The organism is Neobacillus camarae (assembly GCF_054950115.1).
The window spans coordinates 52,122-71,477 of sequence record NZ_JBUCKX010000004.1; the positions used below are offsets into that span (position 1 = coordinate 52,122).

A 19,356-nucleotide genomic window follows, 5' to 3' on the forward strand; every position below is an offset into this window, starting at 1 on the left:
TCCGGTATTTTGTAGAATCCAGCCATAAAATTTGCAGCGGACTACTAATTACGAGCGGAAAATGAAAAACAACTGTCCCTGGTGTAACATCTTCTTGACAATAGGGCATAAAGGTTTTATTATATTATATGTGTGTGTTTTAAATCCCACGATAAAGCCCCGGAAAGTCTTCATCGTGATTAAACATATTTGAAGTGAAATCAAAGCGCACAAGGGCATTAGCGATCACTCCCCGGAACAGGTTTGAATGCTAACCGCTTTGAAAGTGCGAACTAATAATCTTTACGGATTGAAAATCTAGGAGGGAAACTCATGCGTTCAACATTTATGGCTAATGCCAATAATATCGAGCGTAAATGGTATGTAATCGATGCTGAGGGCAAAACTCTTGGCCGTCTTGCTTCTGAAGTAGCATCCATTTTGCGCGGTAAGAACAAACCAACTTTTACACCACATGTTGATACTGGTGATCATGTAATCATTCTTAATGCTTCTAAGGTAGAACTGACTGGTAAAAAATTAACTGATAAAATCTACTACCGTCACAGCTTACATCCAGGCGGTTTAAAACAAAGAACGGCTCTTGAAATGCGTACAAACTACGCTGAGAAAATGATTGAGCTTGCTGTTAAAGGCATGCTTCCAAAGAATTCTCTTGGTCGTCAACAGTTCAAAAAATTACACGTGTATGCTGGAGCAGAGCATCCACATCAAGCACAAAAACCTGAAGTTTACGAACTTCGCGGTTAATTAAGAGGAGGGAATTAACTTGGCACAAGTTCAATACATTGGTACTGGCCGTCGTAAGAGCTCTGTCGCACGTGTGCGCTTAGTTCCAGGTACAGGTAAAATTGTTATTAATGGTCGTGACATTGAAGAATATATCCCATTCGAAGCATTACGTGTTGTTGTAAGACAACCACTAGTTGCTACTGAAACTGTAAGCAGCTATGATGTTCTTGTAAACGTAAGCGGTGGTGGTTACACTGGTCAAGCTGGCGCAATCCGTCATGGTGTTGCTCGTGCATTATTGCAAGCTGACCCTGAGTACCGTCCAACATTAAAGCGTGCTGGTCTATTAACTCGTGACCCACGTATGAAAGAGCGTAAGAAATACGGTCTTAAAGGCGCTCGTCGTGCACCTCAGTTCTCAAAACGTTAATTATTACGTTTCAAAGGCTCTCAACCGATTTGGTTGGGGGTTTTTTTTATGATTGAAAAGTGGTTTTGATCACATTTTGACCACGAAAAATTTTTTGACCACTTCTGACCACTGATCATAGCTCAATGTACTTTTGAAACTTGTTTGCAGTTTGCTCTTTTAAGGTGTCTGTTACGTGAGTATAGATATTCATTGTCATTTGAAAATCAGAATGCCCTAATCGTTCCTGAACTTCCTTTATACTAGCACCTGCTTCAAATAAAAGGGATGCATGTGTATGTCGGAAACCATGGATGGTTATAGGATGGAGGTTATGCTTCTTAATTAAAATATTGAGCTTTTCATTAAGATAGGCTATGCGAAGTGGCGTACCGTCTTCTCTTGTGAAAACTATTTCTCATTTCCAGCCATGTCTCCTTGTGCTAAGTTCTCTTCTATTTGGCTTATACGCCACTTTTTAAGTAAAGTTAGATTTGGGTATCCAAACTGATTATACGCTTTGATTCCTTTGTTTTGGGTGTTTGGAATAGGTGTATACCATTAGTTTGAAAAAGGGTTTTCCATAATCGAATTGAACCTTTCTCAAAATCAATATCATTCCAACTAAGTGCTAATAATCCACCTTTACGGGCACCCGTATATATTAATAGATGAAAAAGTACATAATCTCGGAATAGTGATTCTTTTTTTGGTAATATCAAGGAATTTCCTTATGTCTGCAATATAATGTCACAAGACGAGTTCCCTGCTGGAACATTAATGGCAATCCACAAAGTGGTAAGGGAACAAAGATCTTATTGGATAACCTACGATGAGCTGGTTGTAAAATTGCCATACATTCCTCAAGGTGACTATCCTGCAGAGCACTTATTTAACTTAGAAGTAATTCACAGCCTAATTTGGACACAAGATTATTTCAATCAGGACGGGTCAAAGGAGATGTTAATCTACATTCGTTTAATTAATTATTTTGAGGATAAAAAATTCCCTCATCAAAGCGGGAGTTAAAAAAATCACTTTATTAATACTACAAGAGAGGTTTAGTGATATTGTTAGAATGTAAATAAACACACCATACAACAAGACATCGGAACGGTTACCATGCTAGTTTACACCAGAAAGCTCTTGGTCGGTGGATAATGTAATAATGGGGAATGATGAAAGAGGTGAACGGGTTGGCTAAGAAGATGGTTGACGATCTCACCGAAAAGCAAAAGAAATTTGCCAAAATCTATTTAGAACCTAACAATGGTAAAGCAGCTATACAGGCGGGATATGCAGAAAAAGGCGCTTATCCAGAGGCCTCGAGACAGTTGAAAAACGTTAAGGTCAGGGCGTATTTAGATAAACCCCAAAAAGAACGGCGTGAATGTATTCAGGATCGCTTGGCGGCAATGCAGAAAAAGTGGTTACCATGTTGTTCGAGTTAGCCATGGATGCTGAGAATGAATGTCTGCTTATCTGCCATTAAGGACATACTGGATTGCAGTGATTTTAAAGCGGTTAATAGATTAGAACAGAAAAATAGGATTTAGGTAAAATTCAATTTGGTTTTGTAGAAATGAATGAGGAATAGATTGGTACTTTTTGACGTTCTTTAATACAGCGGAAAGTCGGTTACACGGTTGCCATTTACGGATAGGAAGCAGCTTCTGAAGGAGATTATTTCTTATGATACGGGTTTACTTGCAAAAGTTAAATATATAGAAGGCCATGGTCCTGCTTACTTTGATTTAGTTTGGCAGCAAGGCTTAGAGGGAATAGTGCTAAAGCGAAAAGAATCTCACTTTGAGGTCGGCAAACGCAGCCAGTCATGGCTGAAGGTCATTAATTATCAGTATGAAGATGTATTGATCACTGGGTTTAGAAAAGGTCAATTTGGGCTGCTATTGCGCTTTCTGGATGGAAGGCCAGCTGGAATTATGGAGTTTATGCAACCGGCTGAAAGGAAAAATTTATACCAACAGCATCATGTTGTTACAGAGGATGATAAGCTTAATTTAATCGAGCCAATTAAATGCCAGGTGGAAAAAGTTCTTAACTTGTTCCACAATCGGTCCATAGTGGAGGAATAAAAGTTCATATTCTACTACAAAAGCAAAATCAAAATGAGCATAAGAAAGAAAGAGCGGTATCTTCGACAACACCCATGTTAAGAACATGAACCCGATTCCACGCTCGATAAGATGCTTTATCATAGTATACCGTCGATTGCTGATCTGGCGAAACAACTAGCTTTGTTACTATTAGTGTGTCCCCATCTATCAATCGTTTAGCAACTTTTGGAATAGTTTTTAGCGGGAGGGAATTTTTTGCAAAGTAATAATACAAATATAATGAGTGGTAACGCCTTTAATGGGGATGTAAGTGGGTATGTAGGACAAGCTGGTAAGGACTTGACACAGACTGGCAACAACAACCAAAAATATGACGGATGAACAGGTAAAAGATTCTGATACGCAAATCTATGAATTAAAAGGCTTCATTAATAATCTTCCTGAGAGTCAGGATAAAAACGGTGATTTGAATGATGTTACACAGTTACAAGAGGTAGTGAAGAATAAAAATCTTGAGCGTGCCAAAAAGATTTGGGGTATGTTTGGAGACATAGTAAGAACTTCGTCTGCCGGTCTTTCCTTGGCTAAAATATTTGGTTAGTTTATAAATAAAAGGGGCTTCCACAAGGAAGCCCTTTTTGTGTTCAATATTATATTACGATAAATTTTTCATTTGTATAATATGTTCTATCAAAGTAGTGATCAGTGGTATGCAGTACAAAATTTTTTTCATTATGATATTAGGGGGAAATTTCTCGCAAAAAGATGTTGACTTACACATAAATTATTTGGTATACTATTTTTCGTCGCTTAGGACGGAGAAGTTAATATAAAAAGAAGTTGACTTTTAAAAAGCTAAATCTAATATTTGATTTCGCTGTCGCTAATAAAAGTGATATATTGTTCTTTGAAAACTAAACAAACAATAACGTCAACAAACAATAATATTCATTTCTTATGAAATGAAGCCAACGTAACTTTTATGAGCTAATCAACTTTCTTGGAGAGTTTGATCCTGGCTCAGGACGAACGCTGGCGGCGTGCCTAATACATGCAAGTCGAGCGAATCAAAAGGTGCTTGCACCTTTTGATTAGCGGCGGACGGGTGAGTAACACGTGGGCAACCTGCCTGTAAGACTGGGATAACATCGGGAAACCGATGCTAATACCAGATAATTTCTTTCCTCACATGAGGAAAGGCTGAAAGTCGGTTTTTAGCTGACACTTACAGATGGGCCCGCGGCGCATTAGCTAGTTGGTGAGGTAACGGCTCACCAAGGCGACGATGCGTAGCCGACCTGAGAGGGTGATCGGCCACACTGGGACTGAGACACGGCCCAGACCTCGCCGGAGGCAGCAGTAGGGAATCTTCCACAATGGACGAAAGTCTGATGGAGCAACGCCGCGTGAGCGATGAAGGCCTTCGGGTCGTAAAGCTCTGTTGTTAGGGAAGAACAAGTATCGGAGTAACTGCCGGTACCTTGACGGTACCTAACCAGAAAGCCACGGCTAACTACGTGCCAGCAGCCGCGGTAATACGTAGGTGGCAAGCGTTGTCCGGAATTATTGGGCGTAAAGCGCGCGCAGGCGGTCTTTTAAGTCTGATGTGAAAGCCCACGGCTCAACCGTGGAGGGTCATTGGAAACTGGGGGACTTGAGTGCAGAAGAGAAAGTGAATTCCACGTGTAGCGGTGAAATGCGTAGAGATGTGGAGGAACACCAGTGGCGAAGGCGGCTTTCTGGTCTGTAACTGACGTGCTGAGGCGCGAAAGCGTGGGGAGCAAACAGGATTAGATACCCTGGTAGTCCACGCCGTAAACGATGAGTGCTAAGTGTTAGAGGGTTTCCGCCCTTTAGTGCTGCAGCTAACGCATTAAGCACTCCGCCTGGGGAGTACGGCCGCAAGGCTGAAACTCAAAGGAATTGACGGGGCCCGCACAAGCGGTGGAGCATGTGGTTTAATTCGAAGCAACGCGAAGAACCTACCAGGTCTTGACATCCTCTGACACTCCTAGAGATAGAATTCCTTCTTCGGGACAGAGGACAGGTGGTGCATGGTTGTCGTCAGCTCGTGTCGTGAGATGTTGGGTTAAGTCCCGCAACGAGCGCAACCCTTGAGATTAGTTGCCAGCATTTAGTTGGGCACTCTAATCTGACTGCCGGTGACAAACCGGAGGAAGGTGGGGATGACGTCAAATCATCATGCCCCTTATGACCTGGGCTACACACGTGCTACAATGGATGGTACAAAGGGCAGCGAAGCCGCGAGGTGAAGCCAATCCCATAAAACCATTCTCTGCGCTCGATTGCAGGCTGCAACTCGCCTGCATGAAGCCGGAATCGCTAGTAATCGCGGATCAGCATGCCGCGGTGAATACGTTCCCGGGCCTTGTACACACCGCCCGTCACACCACGAGAGTTTGTAACACCCGAAGTCGGTGGGGTAACCGTAAGGAGCCAGCCGCCTAAGGTGGGACAGATGATTGGGGTGAAGTCGTAACAAGGTAGCCGTATCGGAAGGTGCGGCTGGATCACCTCCTTTCTAGGAATATGCAGTCCTTACGGACTGATAAGACGTTGACCTCTATTTGTTTGTTTAGTTTTGAGAGAGCAATTCTCTCAATCAAATCGTTCTTTGAAAACTGGATAATCGTAATATAGAAGAAACCAAGTAAAACCGAGTAATCGCCATTTTAGGTTTTAAACCATTTTAGGTTAAGTTAGAAAGGGCGCACGGTGAATGCCTTGGCACTAGGAGCCGATGAAGGACGGTACTAACACCGATATGCTTCGGGGAGCTGTAAGCTTTGATCCGAGATTTCCGAATGGGGAAACCCGTTGTCCGTAATGGGGCAGCATCTTTACCTGAATCCATAGGGTATTGAAGGCATACCCGGGGAACTGAAACATCTAAGTACCCGGAGGAAGAGAAAGCAAACGCGATTCCCTGAGTAGCGGCGAGCGAAACGGGAACAGCCCCCAAACCGAAAGGCTTGCCTTTCGGGGTTGTAGGACACTCAACATGGAGTTACAAAGGAACGGGGTAGATGAAGGGTCTGGAAAGGCCAGCCATAGAAGGTAACAGCCCTGTAGTTGAAACTTCGTTCCCTCCTGAGTGGATCCTGAGTACGGCCGACACGTGAAATCCGGTCGGCTTGCGGGAGGACCATCTCCCAAGGCTAAATACTCCCTAGTGACCGATAGTGAACCAGTACCGTGAGGGAAAGGTGAAAAGCACCCCGGAAGGGGAGGAAAGAGATCCTGAAACCGTGTGCCTACAAGTAGTCAGAGCCCAGTTTTTGCGGGTGATGGCGTGCCTTTTGTAGAATGAACCGGCGAGTTACGATTGCATGCGAGGTTAAGTTGATGAGACGGAGCCGCAGCGAAAGCGAGTCTTAAGTAGGGCGAAATAGTATGCAGTCGTAGACCCGAAACCAGGTGATCTACCCATGTCCAGGGTGAAGTCCAGGTAACACTGGATGGAGGCCTGAACCGACGCACGTTGAAAAGTGCGCGGATGAGGTGTGTGGGTAGCGGAGAAATTCCAATCGAACTTGGAGATAGCTGGTTCTCTCCGAAATAGCTTTAGGGCTAGCCTCACGATAGTCAAGAGTCTTGAGGTAGAGCACTGTTTGGACTAGGGGCCCCCATCGGGTTACCGAATTCAGACAAACTCCGAATGCCAAAGACTTATCCGTGGGAGTCAGGACTGCGAGTGATAAGATCCGTAGTCAAAAGGGAAACAGCCCAGACCACCAGCTAAGGTCCCAAAGTATACGTTAAGTGGAAAAGGATGTGGAGTTGCTTAGACAACCAGGATGTTGGCTTAGAAGCAGCCACCATTTAAAGAGTGCGTAATAGCTCACTGGTCGAGTGACTCTGCGCCGAAAATGTACCGGGGCTAAACGTATCACCGAAGCTGTGGATTGACATCTTCGATGTCAGTGGTAGGAGAGCGTTCTAAGGGCGTTGAAGCTAGACCGTAAGGACTGGTGGAGCGCTTAGAAGTGAGAATGCCGGTATGAGTAGCGAAAGATGAGTGAGAATCTCATCCACCGAATGCCTAAGGTTTCCTGAGGAAGGCTCGTCCGCTCAGGGTTAGTCGGGACCTAAGCCGAGGCCGAAAGGCGTAGGCGATGGACAACAGGTTGATATTCCTGTACCACCTCTTTATCGTTTGAGTGATGGGGGGACGCAGGAGGATAGGGTAAGCGCACTCGGTTATGTGCGTCTAAGCAGTTAGGCTGGTGAATAGGAAAATCCGTTCACCGTAAGGCTCAAGCTGTGACAGCGAGGGAAATAGAGTACCGAGTTCCTTGATTCCACTGCCAAGAAAAGCCTCTAGCGAGATAAAAGGTGCCCGTACCGCAAACCGACACAGGTAGGCGAGGAGAGAATCCTCAAGGTGAGCGAGAGAACTCTCGTTAAGGAACTCGGCAAAATGACCCCGTAACTTCGGGAGAAGGGGTGCTTACTGGGTGAATAGCCTCGGTAAGCCGCAGTGAATAGGCCCAGGCGACTGCTTCGAAGCAAAACACAGGTCTCTGCGAAGCCGCAAGGCGAAGCATAGGGCTGACGCCTGCCTCGGTGCTGGTTAAGAGGAGGGGTTAGCCGCAAAGGAAGCTCTGAATCGAAGCCCCAGTAAACGGCGGCCGTAACCAAGTAACGGTCCTAAGGTAGCGAAATTCCTTGTCGGGTAGCCCCGACCCGCACGAAAGGCGTAACGATCTGGGCACTGTCTCAACGAGAGACTCGGTGAAATTATAGTACCTTAGAAGATGCAGGTTACCCGCGACAGGACGGAAAGACCCCATGGAGCTTGATTGTAGCCTGATATTGAATTTTGGTACAGCTTGTACAGGATAGGTAGGAGCTCAAGAAGCCGGAGCGCCAGCTTCGGTGGAGGCGTCGGTGGGATACTACCCTGGCTGTATTGAAATTCTAACCCGCATCCCTTATCGGGATGGGAGACAGTGTCAGGTGGGCAGTTTGACTGGGGCGGTCGCCTCCTAAAGAGTAACGGAGTGCCCAAAGGTTCCTCTCAGAATGGTTGGAAATCATTCGCAGAGTAAAAAGGCACAAGGGAGCTTGACTGCGAGACCTACAAGTCGAGCAGGACGAAAGTCGGGCTTAGTGGATCCGGTGGTTCCGCATGGAAGGGCCATCGCTCAACGGATAAAAGCTACCCTGGGGATAACAGGTGGCTTATCTCCCCCAAGAGTCCACATCGACGGGGAGGTTTGGCACCTCGATGTCGGCTCATCGCATCCTGGGGCTGTAGTCGGTCCCAAGGGTTGGGCTGTTCGCCCATTAAAGCGGTACGCGAGCTGGGTTCAGAACGTCGTGAGACAGTTCGGTCCCTATCCGTCGTGGGCGCAGGAAATTTGAGAGGAGCTGTCCTTAGTACGAGAGGACCGGGATGGACGCACCGCTGGTGTACCAGTTGTCTTGCCAAAGGCATCGCTGGGTAGCTATGTGCGGACGGGATAAGTGCTGAAAGCATCTAAGCATGAAGCCCCCCTCAAGATGAGATTTCCCATAGCGTCAAGCTAGTAAGATCCCTGAAAGATGATCAGGTTGATAGGTCAGGGGTGGAAGCACGGTGACGTGTGGAGCTGACTGATACTAATCGATCGAGGACTTAACCAAGTCATATTTGAAAATGCGAACTCGTTTTACAAAAGTTTCTTCTGATTACCCAGTTTTGAGAGAATGAACTCTCAATGAAATAGTCTGGCGGCGATAGCGAGAAGGTCACACCCGTTCCCATCCCGAACACGGAAGTTAAGCTTCTCAGCGCCGATGGTAGTTGGGACGCAAGTCCCTGTGAGAGTAGGACGCTGCCAGGCGAGAGACAGGAATTTTCGTTTCTGTCTTTTACTTCGCTTTTTAGCGACAGGTAAAACTATCACTTGCCTATTGTAAGTAAAAACGTTACGATAGGAAAGTCACTCTTGTGAAAGAGTGTAATTAGACAAACATGTAATAAAAAAGTGTTGACTTCAGATTGCGACTTGTGATAATATATTAAATGTCGCTTCTAAAGGAAGCTGAAATTGCTCTTTGAAAACTAAACAAACAAATATGTCAACAATAAACATTCGTTTCTTTCGAAACGAAGCCAACGTTTTAACTTTTATGAGCTATATCAACTTTCTTGGAGAGTTTGATCCTGGCTCAGGACGAACGCTGGCGGCGTGCCTAATACATGCAAGTCGAGCGAATCGATAGGAGCTTGCTCCTGTTGATTAGCGGCGGACGGGTGAGTAACACGTGGGCAACCTGCCTGTAAGACTGGGATAACATCGGGAAACCGATGCTAATACCGGATAATTCTTTCCCTCACATGAGGGAAAGCTGAAAGTCGGTTTCGGCTGATACTTACAGATGGGCCCGCGGCGCATTAGCTAGTTGGTGAGGTAACGGCTCACCAAGGCGACGATGCGTAGCCGACCTGAGAGGGTGATCGGCCACACTGGGACTGAGACACGGCCCAGACTCCTACGGGAGGCAGCAGTAGGGAATCTTCCACAATGGACGAAAGTCTGATGGAGCAACGCCGCGTGAGCGATGAAGGCCTTCGGGTCGTAAAGCTCTGTTGTTAGGGAAGAACAAGTATCGGAGTAACTGCCGGTACCTTGACGGTACCTAACCAGAAAGCCACGGCTAACTACGTGCCAGCAGCCGCGCAGGTAATACGTAGGTGGCAAGCGTTGTCCGGAATATTGGGCGTAAGCGCGCGCAGGCGGTCTTTTAAGTCTGATGTGAAAGCCCACGGCTCAACCGTGGAGGGTCATTGGAAACTGGGGGACTTGAGTGCAGAAGAGGAAAGCGGAATTCCACGTGTAGCGGTAAATGCGTAGAGATGTGGAGGAACACCAGTGGCGAAGGCGGCTTTCTGGTCTGTAACTGACGCTGAGGCGCGAAAGCGTGGGGAGCAAACAGGATTAGATACCCTGGTAGTCCACGCCGTAAACGATGAGTGCTAAGTGTTAGAGGGTTTCCGCCCTTTAGTGCTGCAGCTAACGCATTAAGCACTCCGCCTTGGGGAGTACGGCCGCAAGGCTGAAACTCAAAGGAATTGACGGGGGCCCGCACAAGCGGTGGAGCATGTGGTTTAATTCGAAGCAACGCGAAGAACCTTTACCAGGTCTTGACATCCTCTGACACTCCTAGAGATAGGAATTTTCCCTTCGGGGGACAGAGTGACAGGTGGTGCATGGTTGGTTGTCGTCAGCTCGTGTCGTGAGATGTTGGGTTAAGTCCCGCAACGAGCGCAACCCTGATTAGTTGCCAGCATTCAGTTGGGCACTCTAATCTGACTGCCGGTGACAAACTGAGGAAGGTGGGGATGACGTCAAATCATCATGCCCCTTAAGAGACCTGGGCTACACACGTGCTACAATGGATGGTACAAAGGGCAGCGAAGCCGCGAGGTGAAGCCAAGCCAATCCCATAAAACCATTCTCAGTTCGGATTGCAGGCTGCAACTCGCCTGCATGAAGCCGGAATCGCTAGTAATCGCGGATCAGCATGCCGCGGTGAATACGTTCCCGGGCCTTGTACACACCGCCTGTCACACCACGAGAGTTTGTAACACCCGAAGTCGGCAACCGTAAGGAGCCAGCCGCCTAAGGTGGGACAGATGATTGGGGTGAAGTCGTAACAAGGTAGCCGTATCGGAAGGTGCGGCTGGATCACCTCCTTCTAAGGAATATGCAGTCCTTACGGACTGATAAGACGTTGACCTATTTGTTTGTTTAGTTTTGAGAGAGCAATTTCAATCAAATCGTTCTTTGAAAACTGGATAATCGTAATATAGAAGAAACCAAGTAAAACCGAGTAATCGCCATTTTAGGTTTTAAACCATTTTAGGTTAAGTTAGAAAGGGCACACGGTGAATGCCTTGGCACTAGGAGCCGATGAAGGACGGTACTAACACCGATATGCTTCGGGGAGCTGTAAGTAAGCTTTGATCCGGAGATTTCCGAATGGGGAAACCCGTTGTCCGTAATGGGGCAGCATCTTTACCTGAATCCATAGGGTATTGAAGGCATACCCGGGGAACTGAAACATCTAAGTACCCGGAGGAAGAGAAAGCAAACGCGATTCCCTGAGTAGCGGCGAGCGAAACGGGAACAGCCCAAACCGAAAGGCTTGCCTTTCGGGGTTGTAGGACACTCAACATGGAGTTACAAAGGAACGGGGTAGATGCAGGTCTGGAAAGGCCAGCCATAGAAGGTAACAGCCCTGTAGTTGAAACTTCGTTCCCTCCTGAGTGGATCCTGAGTACGGCCGGACACGTGAAATCCGGTCGGAAGCAGGGAGGACCATCTCCCAAGGCTAAATACTCCCTAGTGACCGATAGTGAACCAGTACCGTGAGGGAAAGGTGAAAAGCACCCCGGAAGGGGAGTGAAAGAGATCCTGAAACCGTGTGCCTACAAGTAGTCAGAGCCCGTTTATGGGTGATGGCGTGCCTTTTGTAGAATGAACCGGCGAGTTACGATTGCATGCGAGGTTAAGCTGATGAGACGGAGCCGCAGCGAAAGCGAGTCTTAAGTAGGGCGAAATAGTATGCAGTCGTAGACCCGAAACCAGGTGATCTACCCATGTCCAGGGTGAAGTCCAGGTAACACTGGATGGAGGCCTGAACCGACGCACGTTGAAAAGTGCGCGGATGAGGTGTGGGTAGCGGAGAAATTCCAATCGAACTTGGAGATATTGGTCTTCCCGAAATAGCTTTAGGCTAGCCTCACGATAGTCAAGAGTCTTGAGGTAGAGCACTGTTTGGACTAGGGGCCCCATCGGGTTACCGAATTCAGACAAACTCCGAATGCCAAAGACTTATCCGTGGGAGTCAGACTGCGAGTGATAAGATCCGTAGTCAAAAGGGAAACAGCCCAGACCACCAGCTAAGGTCCCAAAGTATACGTTAAGTGGAAAAGGATGTGGAGTTGCTTAGACAACCAGGATGTTGGCTTAGAAGCAGCCACCATTTAAAGAGTGCAATAGCTCACTGGTCGAGTGACTCTGCGCCGAAAATGTACTGGGGCTAAACGTATCACCGAAGCTGTGGATTGACATCTTCGATGTCAGTGGTAGGAGAGCGTTCTATGGGGGCATTGAAGCTAGACCGTAAGGACTGGTGGAGCGCTAGAAGTGAGAATGCCGGTATGAGTAGCGAAAGATGAGTGAGAATCTCATCCACCGAATGCCTAAGGTTTCCTGAGGAAGGCTCGTCCGCTCAGGGTTAGTCGGGACCTAAGCCGAGGCCGAAAGGCGTAGGCGATGGACAACAGGTTGATATTCCTGTACCACCTCTTTATCGTTTGAGTGATGGGGGGACGCAGGAGGATAGGGTAAGCGCACTGCTGGTTATGTGCGTCTAAGCAGTTAGGCTGGTGAATAGGAAAATCCGTTCACCGTAAGGCTCAAGCTGTGACAGCGAGGGAAATAGAGTACCGGAGTTCCTGATTCCACACTGCCAAGAAAAGCCTCTAGCGAGATAAAAGGTGCCCGTACCGCAAACCGACAGGTAGGCGAGGAGAGAATCCTAAGGTGAGCGAGAGAACTCTCGTTAAGGAACTCGGCAAAATGACCCCGTAACTTCGAGAAGGGGTGCTTACTGGGGTGAATAGCCTCGGTAAGCCGCAGTGAATAGGCCCAGGCGACTGTTTAGCAAAAACACAGGTCTCTGCGAAGCCGCAAGGCGAAGTATAGGGGCTGACGCCTGCCCGGTGCTGGAAGGTTAAGAGGAGGGGTTAGCTGCAAAGCGAAGCTCTGAATCGAAGCCCCAGTAAACGGCGGCCGTAACTATAACGGTCCTAAGGTAGTGAAATTCCTTGTCGGGTAAGCTCCGACCCGCACGCAGGCGTAACGATCTGGGCACTGTCTCAACGAGAGACTCGGTGAAATTATAGTACCTGTGAAGATGCAGGTTACCCGCGACAGGACGGAAAGACCCCATGGAGCTTTACTGTAGCCTGATATTGAATTTTGCGGCCAGCTTGTACAGGATAGTAGGAGCCTGAGAAGCCGGAGCGCCAGCTTCGGTGGAGGCGTCGGTGGGATACTACCCTGGCTGTATTGAAATTCTAACCCGCATCCCTTATCGGGATGGGAGACAGTGTCAGGTGGGCAGTTTGACTGGGGCGGTCGCCTCCTAAAGAGTAACGGAGGCGCCCAAAGGTTCCCTCAGAATCGGTTGGAAATCATTCGCAGAGTGTAAAGGCACAAGGGTTTGACTGCGAGACCTACAAGTCGAGCAGGGACGAAAGTCGGGCTTAGTGATCCGGTGGTTCCGCATGGAAGGGCCATCGCTCAACGGATAAAAGCTACCCTGGGGATAACAGGCTTATCTCCCCCAAGAGTCCACATCGACGGGGAGGTTTGGCACCTCGATGTCGGCTCATCGCATCCTGGGGCTGTAGTCGGTCCCAAGGGGTTGGGCTGTTCGCCCATTAAAGCGGTACGCGAGCTGGGTTCAGAACGTCGTGAGACAGCTCGGTCCCTATCCGTCGTGGGCGCAGGAAATTTGAGAGGAGCTGTCCTAGTACGAGAGGACCGGGATGGACGCACCGCTGGTGTACCAGTTGTCTTGCCAAAGGCATCGCTGGGTAGCTATGTGCGGACGGGATAAGTGCTGAAAGCATCTAAGCATGAAGCCCCCCTCAAGATGAGATTTCCCATAGCGTCAAGCTAGTAAGATCCCTGAAAGATGATCAGGTTGATAGGTCAGGGGTGGAAGCACGGTGACGTGTGGAGCTGACTGATACTAATCGATCGAGGACTTAACCAAGTCATATTTGAAAATGCAAACTCGTTTTACCAAAGTTTCTTCTGATTACCCAGTTTTGAGAGAATGATCTCTCAAGCAAAATAGTCTGGCAGCAATGGCGAGAAGGTCACACCCGTTCCCATCCCGAACACGGAAGTTAAGCTTCTCAGCGCCGATGGTAGTTGGGACGCAAGTCCCTGTGAGAGTAGGACGTTGCCAGGCTAAGCCCCTTTTTGGGGCTATTATTTTGCAGAAATTATATTCAGGCCCCTTGGTCAAGCGGTTAAGACACCGCCCTTTCACGGCGGTAACACGGGTTCGAATCCCGTAGGGGTCACCATTTTTGGAGGATTAGCTCAGCTGGGAGAGCATCTGCCTTACAAGCAGAGGGTCGGCGGTTCGATCCCGTCATCCTCCACCATATTATGCCGGTTTAGCTCAATTGGTAGAGCAACTGACTTGTAATCAGTAGGTTGGGGGTTCAAGTCCTCTAGCCGGCACCATTTATTTTTTGCTTTTTATTGAGCCATTAGCTCAGTCGGTAGAGCATCTGACTTTTAATCAGAGGGTCGAAGGTTCGAGTCCTTCATGGCTCACCATATCTTTTTCACTAGCAAATAACGTTCAATATTGCGGGTGTGGCGGAATTGGCAGACGCACCAGACTTAGGATCTGGCGCCGCAAGGCGTGGGGGTTCGACTCCCTTCACCCGCACCAAAGTTTTTTGCAATAGCAAAATAATTTACTATAATGCGGAAGTAGTTCAGTGGTAGAACACCACCTTGCCAAGGTGGGGGTCGCGGGTTCGAATCCCGTCTTCCGCTCCATAGTTGCCGGGGTGGCGGAACTGGCAGACGCACAGGACTTAAAATCCTGCGGTAGGTGACTACCGTACCGGTTCGATTCCGGTCCTCGGCACCACTTAAGAAAATTGTGCGCCCGTAGCTCAATTGGATAGAGCGTTTGACTACGGATCAAAAGGTTATGGGTTCGACTCCTTTCGGGCGCGCCATTATAACGGGAAGTAGCTCAGCTTGGTAGAGCACTTGGTTTGGGACCAAGGGGTCGCAGGTTCGAATCCTGTCTTCCCGACCAGTCGAGAGTTAATATTAATAAACATGGGGTCTTAGCTCAGCTGGGAGAGCGCCTGCTTTGCACGCAGGAGGTCAGGGGTTCGATCCCCCTAGACTCCATTTATATTAATTAAGAAAATGGCGGTGCAGCTCAGCTGGTTAGAGCAGACGGCTCATAACCGTCCGGTCGTAGGTTCGAGTCCTACATCGTCCATTTTATTTACACGGAGGAATACCCAAGTCTGGCTGAAGGGATCGGTCTTGAAAACCGACAGGCGGGTCATACCGCGCGGGGGTTCGAATCCCTCTTCCTCCTCCATAAAAACACAATTATTATTATCGCGGGGTGGAGCAGTCCGGTAGCTCGTCGGGCTCATAACCCGAAGGTCGCAGGTTCAAATCCTGCCCCCGCAATTGGTCTGGTAGTTCAGTTGGTTAGAATGCCTGCCTGTCACGCAGGAGGTCGCGGGTTCGAGTCCCGTCCGGACCGCCATTTTATCCCAGTAGGTAAACCTGCTGTTGATATAGATATATTCTTTGTGTGGCTCAGTAGCTCAGTCGGTAGAGCAAAGGACTGAAAACGCCCCAGTCAGCGGGTTGATTTCCGTCTGAGCCTTTTTTTAAGTATGCTTTTAAAATGTGAGGGTGCGGCAAGTTACAAGAATGCGGACTGTAAACCGCTCCGGTTCGGCGGACCGAAATCCGCCCCCGCCATATTATTTTGGGTATAGTTTGTGTGAACGAAGGTCTCCAAAACCTTTGGTGTGGGTTCAATTCCTACTACCCCTGCCAGATAAAAGAATATGGCGGTTGTGGCGAAGTGGTTAACGCATCGGATTGTGGTTCCGACATTCGTGGGTTCGATTCCCATCAGCCGCCCCATTTTTTTATAAATTATTGGGCTATAGCCAAGCGGTAAGGCATCGCACTTTGACTGCGACATTCGTTGGTTCGAATCCAGCTAGCCCAGCCATTCTTAAGGCAGCATAGCCAAGTGGTAAGGCAGAGGTCTGCAAAACCTTTATCCCCGGTTCAAATCCGGGTGTTGCCTCCAAAAATGCGGGTGTAGTTTAGTGGTAAAACCTCAGCCTTCCAAGCTGATGTTGTGAGTTCGATTCTCATCACCCGCTCCAATATGGGCCTATAGCTCAGCTGGTTAGAGCGCACGCCTGATAAGCGTGAGGTCGATGGTTCGAGTCCATTTAGGCCCACCATAATAATTTATTTTTGTTCCGCAGTAGCTCAGTGGTAGAGCAATCGGCTGTTAACCGATCGGTCGTAGGTTCGAATCCTACCTGCGGAGCCATTTTTATATGGGGAAGTACTCAAGAGGCTGAAGAGGAGCCCCTGCTAAGGGTGTAGGTCGGGTAACCGGCGCGAGGGTTCAAATCCTTCCTCCTCCGCCATTGATATATGCGCCTATAGCTCAGCTGGATAGAGCATACGCCTTCTAAGCGTATGGCCAGAGGTTTGAATCCTATAAGGCATGTAAAAAAAGTTAAAAGTTATAATAACGCTTAAATTAGCGTTTTTTTTTATCGACAAAAAGGGAATCTGAATTTGGTTCCCCAAAAAAAGATTGTGAAGGATTATACCAAAACTAGTGGGTGAATTAGTTGAACAAGTATAGGTTATTTTGTCCACATTTGACCACTAAACATATATAAAGCTATTATTTCTAGGCTCTATTAGAAAGAAAAAAAGCCCTGTAAATCAGGCTTTTAGTAAATCTATTTATTTTAGGTTGCTTCATATTAGGTATAAAAATAAAAGAGCGTAAGAAATACGGTCTTAAAGACGCTCGTCGTGCACCTCAGTTCTCAAAAACGTTAATTATCAACATTTCGAAGGCTCTCAACCGTTCTGGTTGGGGGTCTTTTTTGTTGATGACAACTGCTTTGACCACATTTTTACCCCGTAAATATCTTTTGTATTGATCTTTTAATTTTTGCTTAATCCGCTACTTATATTTAAAATCCACAATAAGCTGTTGCTTACTGTAACCCCATTGATCAAGTTATCAAGCACAACCGGCGTTATACTCTAAGATTTCCCTCCTCAATCCTCCAAATAGTCATGTGAGTAACGTCAGCTAAAAGCCCCAACTTGGCAGCCAAAAGATTTTTCTCTTCATGCATAAAAATTTTACTTTAACCAGTGTATTATTATTGATAAATATTTGGTAACAGGACTAAAATTATACATATCATATAGAACATGGGGCTAATTAATAAATGGATTTATTAGAAGTATTGAGATTATACAAAAAGGAGACTGATAAAATAGCAGATCAAGAAAGTAAAATTCCAGGCCTTCCAATAGTGACGGGTTTTTGGACACGCTTGATTGTTTCATTCCTTTCTGGTGTTTTTGTTAGTGTCTTGATTGAAACTATTTTTCATATCGATTTCGAACAAAAATATGGGGGTTATGGTTTATTAGGCATGGTGACAATTCCAGCCGCAATAATTTATGCCTTTTGGACCCTAAAGGTTAGTAAAAGAAAAATGGAAATGCAAAAGAAAATACAAATTGAAGAGACAAAACTTGAAAAAATTAAACTTGAATGTCAAAACAACATGAAATCAATAGGAGTTGTTCCTGAATATTATCATTATCGTGAGGCAATTAACTCGTTTATTCATTACATAGAATCCATGCAAGCAAGCACTCTCCAAGAATGCATCAGGCTTTATAACGAAAATTTACGTCATTTAGAGTCTATGGCCGTAATGGAAGCTATAAATAATAATATAGACTACCTTGAAGATAGATTAAGCAGTATCGAAACTGATGTTAGTGATACAAATTACCGTCTAAGGCATTAAAACAAGTTTGAATCTTTTCAAATACAAGAGGTTGCATGGTTGCACTTAGCCCGCAACAATGAAGAATACAAAGGTTTATTTTAAAACAAATTCTGATATAAATAGCTCATGAAAAGAAGTGAAAATATCCACCATTCCTCCTACTCTAGTACCTATAGAAACCAGAAGTTAAATTCGAATAATATAATGAATTTCTTTTAGTACAAGCTTTTTTAGATTGAATATTTAGATAAACGAATGAATGAGGAGGAACGCCAAGTTGGATTTTTTTGATACTAATATAGATCAATACGCTGCCATTAAGGTGATTGGTGTTGGCGGCGGGGGAAACAACGCCGTAAACCGAATGATTGAGGCCGGAGTCGGCGGAGTAGAATTTATCGCTGCTAATACAGATGCACAAGCCCTTAAACAATCAAGTGCAGAAATCAAAATGCAAATCGGCGCCACATTAACAAGAGGTTTAGGAGCAGGGGCAAATCCGGAAATAGGTAAAAGGGCTGTGGAAGAAAGTAAACGGCAGATTGAAGAAGTACTAACGGGAGCCGACATGGTTTTCGTTACAGCCGGAATGGGCGGGGGAACAGGAACAGGCGCCGCTCCTGCCATTGCCAAAATCGCCCGTAATATTGGCGCCCTGACCATTGGGGTTGTCACACGTCCATTCAAGTTCGAAGGCCATAAGCGTGCGGCAAATGCGCTTAAAGGAATTAACGATATGAGGGATGCTGTAGACACCTTAATTATTATTCCCAATGACCGCCTATTAGACATAGTTGATAAAAAAACACCGATGGTACAGGCCTTTCATGAAGCAGATAATGTGCTGAGACAAGGTGTTCAAGGGATTTCTGATTTGATTGCTGTTCCAGGGTTAATCAATCTTGACTTTGCCGATGTGAAAACGGTTATGTCGCATAAAGGAACAGCCCTGATGGGTATTGGTGTGGCAAAAGGTGATAATCGTGCAGTCGAAGCTGCCAAAAAAGCCCTAAATAGTCCTTTATTAGAAACCTCGATTACTGGAGCCCAAGGCGTGATTATGAATATAACCGGAGGCCGCAATTTAAGTTTATTTGAGGTACAGGAGGCAGCTGAAATCGTTTCTTCCGCTTGTCATGAGGATTTAAATATGATTTTTGGTTCCGTTATTAATGATAACTTAAAAGAGGAAATCATCGTAACGGTCATTGCTACAGGATTCAATGAGCATCAGGCTGTACCATCACAAACCCCTTCTGACCCATCGAAGGAAGAGATGTCTGAACCGAAGGAACAGCATACACAAGAGGAACGGGAAATCAAAAGACAACGGGTTCCAGAATATGACCGGGACTCAACGCAATCGGAAGAACCTTTTGATATACCAGCGTTTTTACGTAGGAAAAGAAGAGAATTTTAATAATAGACCGGCGTTTCATAGGCCCTCAATCTTTTTGGATGATTGATTGGGGTCT

At 46.6% G+C, this 19,356-nt stretch carries 8 protein-coding genes, 22 tRNA genes, 6 rRNA genes and 1 pseudogene; 35 read left to right on the plus strand and 2 right to left on the minus strand.

The genetic code is table 11. The features are described from left to right. The first annotated feature begins 312 nt into the window (after positions 1-312). Together rplM and rpsI are read left to right on the plus strand one after the other, a co-directional pair. The gene (gene rplM / locus ACY8D0_RS21530) at positions 313-750 is read left to right on the plus strand and encodes a 50S ribosomal protein L13 (protein WP_042454011.1); all 438 of its coding nucleotides are present in this window, start codon (positions 313-315) and stop codon (positions 748-750) included. 19 nt (positions 751-769) lie between these two features. Beyond that, the gene (gene rpsI / locus ACY8D0_RS21535; RefSeq protein ID WP_462412581.1) at positions 770-1,162 is read left to right on the plus strand and encodes a 30S ribosomal protein S9; all 393 of its coding nucleotides are present in this window, start codon (positions 770-772) and stop codon (positions 1,160-1,162) included. A 115-nt stretch (positions 1,163-1,277) separates the two neighbouring features. On the opposite strand, the gene ACY8D0_RS21540 is transcribed toward rpsI, so the two are convergent. After that, positions 1,278-1,556 (minus strand): tyrosine-type recombinase/integrase, encoded by a 279-nt coding sequence (locus tag ACY8D0_RS21540; RefSeq protein WP_462413148.1) that lies wholly within the window; start codon positions 1,554-1,556, stop codon positions 1,278-1,280. Between the two features lie 73 nt (positions 1,557-1,629). Continuing rightward, entirely contained in the window at positions 1,630-1,863 is a 234-nt protein-coding gene (locus tag ACY8D0_RS21545; protein WP_462412582.1) for a tyrosine-type recombinase/integrase, read from the minus strand. 474 nt (positions 1,864-2,337) lie between these two features. On the opposite strand from ACY8D0_RS21545, the gene ACY8D0_RS21550 reads away from it, so the two are divergent. The 33 genes and pseudogenes from ACY8D0_RS21550 (at position 2,338) to ftsZ (ending at position 19,301) form a co-directional block, all read left to right on the plus strand. After that, entirely contained in the window at positions 2,338-2,592 is a 255-nt protein-coding gene (locus ACY8D0_RS21550; protein WP_462412583.1) for a terminase small subunit, read from the plus strand. Positions 2,593-2,778: 186 nt separating this feature from the next. After that, positions 2,779-3,237: pseudogene (locus tag ACY8D0_RS21555) on the plus strand (ATP-dependent DNA ligase); the annotation flags it as partial. 352 nt (positions 3,238-3,589) lie between these two features. Continuing rightward, positions 3,590-3,820, plus strand: a complete 231-nt coding sequence (locus ACY8D0_RS21560; RefSeq protein ID WP_462412584.1) for a hypothetical protein — start codon at positions 3,590-3,592, stop codon at positions 3,818-3,820. Between the two features lie 396 nt (positions 3,821-4,216). Next, positions 4,217-5,761, plus strand: a 16S ribosomal RNA gene (locus ACY8D0_RS21565). 171 nt (positions 5,762-5,932) lie between these two features. Further along, positions 5,933-8,868, plus strand: a 23S ribosomal RNA gene (locus ACY8D0_RS21570). An 83-nt stretch (positions 8,869-8,951) separates the two neighbouring features. Next, positions 8,952-9,068: ribosomal RNA gene (gene rrf / locus ACY8D0_RS21575) — 5S ribosomal RNA — on the plus strand. Positions 9,069-9,373: 305 nt separating this feature from the next. Continuing rightward, positions 9,374-10,927, plus strand: a 16S ribosomal RNA gene (locus ACY8D0_RS21580). A 166-nt stretch (positions 10,928-11,093) separates the two neighbouring features. Then, positions 11,094-14,019, plus strand: a 23S ribosomal RNA gene (locus ACY8D0_RS21585). Positions 14,020-14,103: 84 nt separating this feature from the next. Then, positions 14,104-14,220, plus strand: a 5S ribosomal RNA gene (gene rrf / locus ACY8D0_RS21590). Together the 16S, 23S and 5S rRNA genes with 22 tRNA genes alongside form the textbook arrangement of a ribosomal RNA operon. 43 nt (positions 14,221-14,263) lie before the next feature. Beyond that, a tRNA-Glu gene (locus ACY8D0_RS21595) sits at positions 14,264-14,338 on the plus strand. 5 nt (positions 14,339-14,343) lie between these two features. Then, positions 14,344-14,419, plus strand: a tRNA-Val gene (locus tag ACY8D0_RS21600). Between the two features lie 6 nt (positions 14,420-14,425). Continuing rightward, positions 14,426-14,501: transfer RNA gene (locus tag ACY8D0_RS21605), tRNA-Thr, on the plus strand. A gap of 20 nt (positions 14,502-14,521) precedes the next feature. Further along, positions 14,522-14,597 (plus strand) — tRNA-Lys (locus ACY8D0_RS21610). Positions 14,598-14,630: 33 nt separating this feature from the next. After that, a tRNA-Leu gene (locus ACY8D0_RS21615) sits at positions 14,631-14,715 on the plus strand. Between the two features lie 35 nt (positions 14,716-14,750). Next, positions 14,751-14,825: transfer RNA gene (locus ACY8D0_RS21620), tRNA-Gly, on the plus strand. Positions 14,826-14,830: 5 nt separating this feature from the next. Then, positions 14,831-14,919: transfer RNA gene (locus tag ACY8D0_RS21625), tRNA-Leu, on the plus strand. A 14-nt stretch (positions 14,920-14,933) separates the two neighbouring features. Then, positions 14,934-15,010 (plus strand) — tRNA-Arg (locus ACY8D0_RS21630). A gap of 6 nt (positions 15,011-15,016) precedes the next feature. Next, positions 15,017-15,093, plus strand: a tRNA-Pro gene (locus ACY8D0_RS21635). Between the two features lie 25 nt (positions 15,094-15,118). After that, positions 15,119-15,191: transfer RNA gene (locus ACY8D0_RS21640), tRNA-Ala, on the plus strand. A 28-nt stretch (positions 15,192-15,219) separates the two neighbouring features. After that, positions 15,220-15,285 (plus strand) — tRNA-Ile (locus ACY8D0_RS21645). A 12-nt stretch (positions 15,286-15,297) separates the two neighbouring features. Continuing rightward, a tRNA-Ser gene (locus tag ACY8D0_RS21650) sits at positions 15,298-15,390 on the plus strand. A 21-nt stretch (positions 15,391-15,411) separates the two neighbouring features. Beyond that, positions 15,412-15,485: transfer RNA gene (locus tag ACY8D0_RS21655), tRNA-Met, on the plus strand. Positions 15,486-15,487: 2 nt separating this feature from the next. Further along, a tRNA-Asp gene (locus ACY8D0_RS21660) sits at positions 15,488-15,564 on the plus strand. Between the two features lie 313 nt (positions 15,565-15,877). Beyond that, positions 15,878-15,953: transfer RNA gene (locus ACY8D0_RS21665), tRNA-His, on the plus strand. A 16-nt stretch (positions 15,954-15,969) separates the two neighbouring features. After that, a tRNA-Gln gene (locus tag ACY8D0_RS21670) sits at positions 15,970-16,044 on the plus strand. 7 nt (positions 16,045-16,051) lie between these two features. Beyond that, positions 16,052-16,125, plus strand: a tRNA-Cys gene (locus tag ACY8D0_RS21675). A 5-nt stretch (positions 16,126-16,130) separates the two neighbouring features. Further along, positions 16,131-16,204, plus strand: a tRNA-Gly gene (locus tag ACY8D0_RS21680). A 4-nt stretch (positions 16,205-16,208) separates the two neighbouring features. After that, positions 16,209-16,285, plus strand: a tRNA-Ile gene (locus ACY8D0_RS21685). A gap of 17 nt (positions 16,286-16,302) precedes the next feature. Beyond that, positions 16,303-16,377: transfer RNA gene (locus ACY8D0_RS21690), tRNA-Asn, on the plus strand. A gap of 9 nt (positions 16,378-16,386) precedes the next feature. Beyond that, positions 16,387-16,477 (plus strand) — tRNA-Ser (locus ACY8D0_RS21695). An 11-nt stretch (positions 16,478-16,488) separates the two neighbouring features. After that, a tRNA-Arg gene (locus ACY8D0_RS21700) sits at positions 16,489-16,558 on the plus strand. Positions 16,559-17,305: 747 nt separating this feature from the next. Continuing rightward, on the plus strand, positions 17,306-17,899 hold the full coding sequence (locus ACY8D0_RS21705) for a hypothetical protein (protein ID WP_462412585.1): 594 nt from the start codon (positions 17,306-17,308) through the stop codon (positions 17,897-17,899). A gap of 259 nt (positions 17,900-18,158) precedes the next feature. Beyond that, positions 18,159-19,301, plus strand: a complete 1,143-nt coding sequence (gene ftsZ, locus ACY8D0_RS21710) for a cell division protein FtsZ (RefSeq protein ID WP_462412586.1) — start codon at positions 18,159-18,161, stop codon at positions 19,299-19,301. Positions 19,302-19,356: the final 55 nt, after the last annotated feature.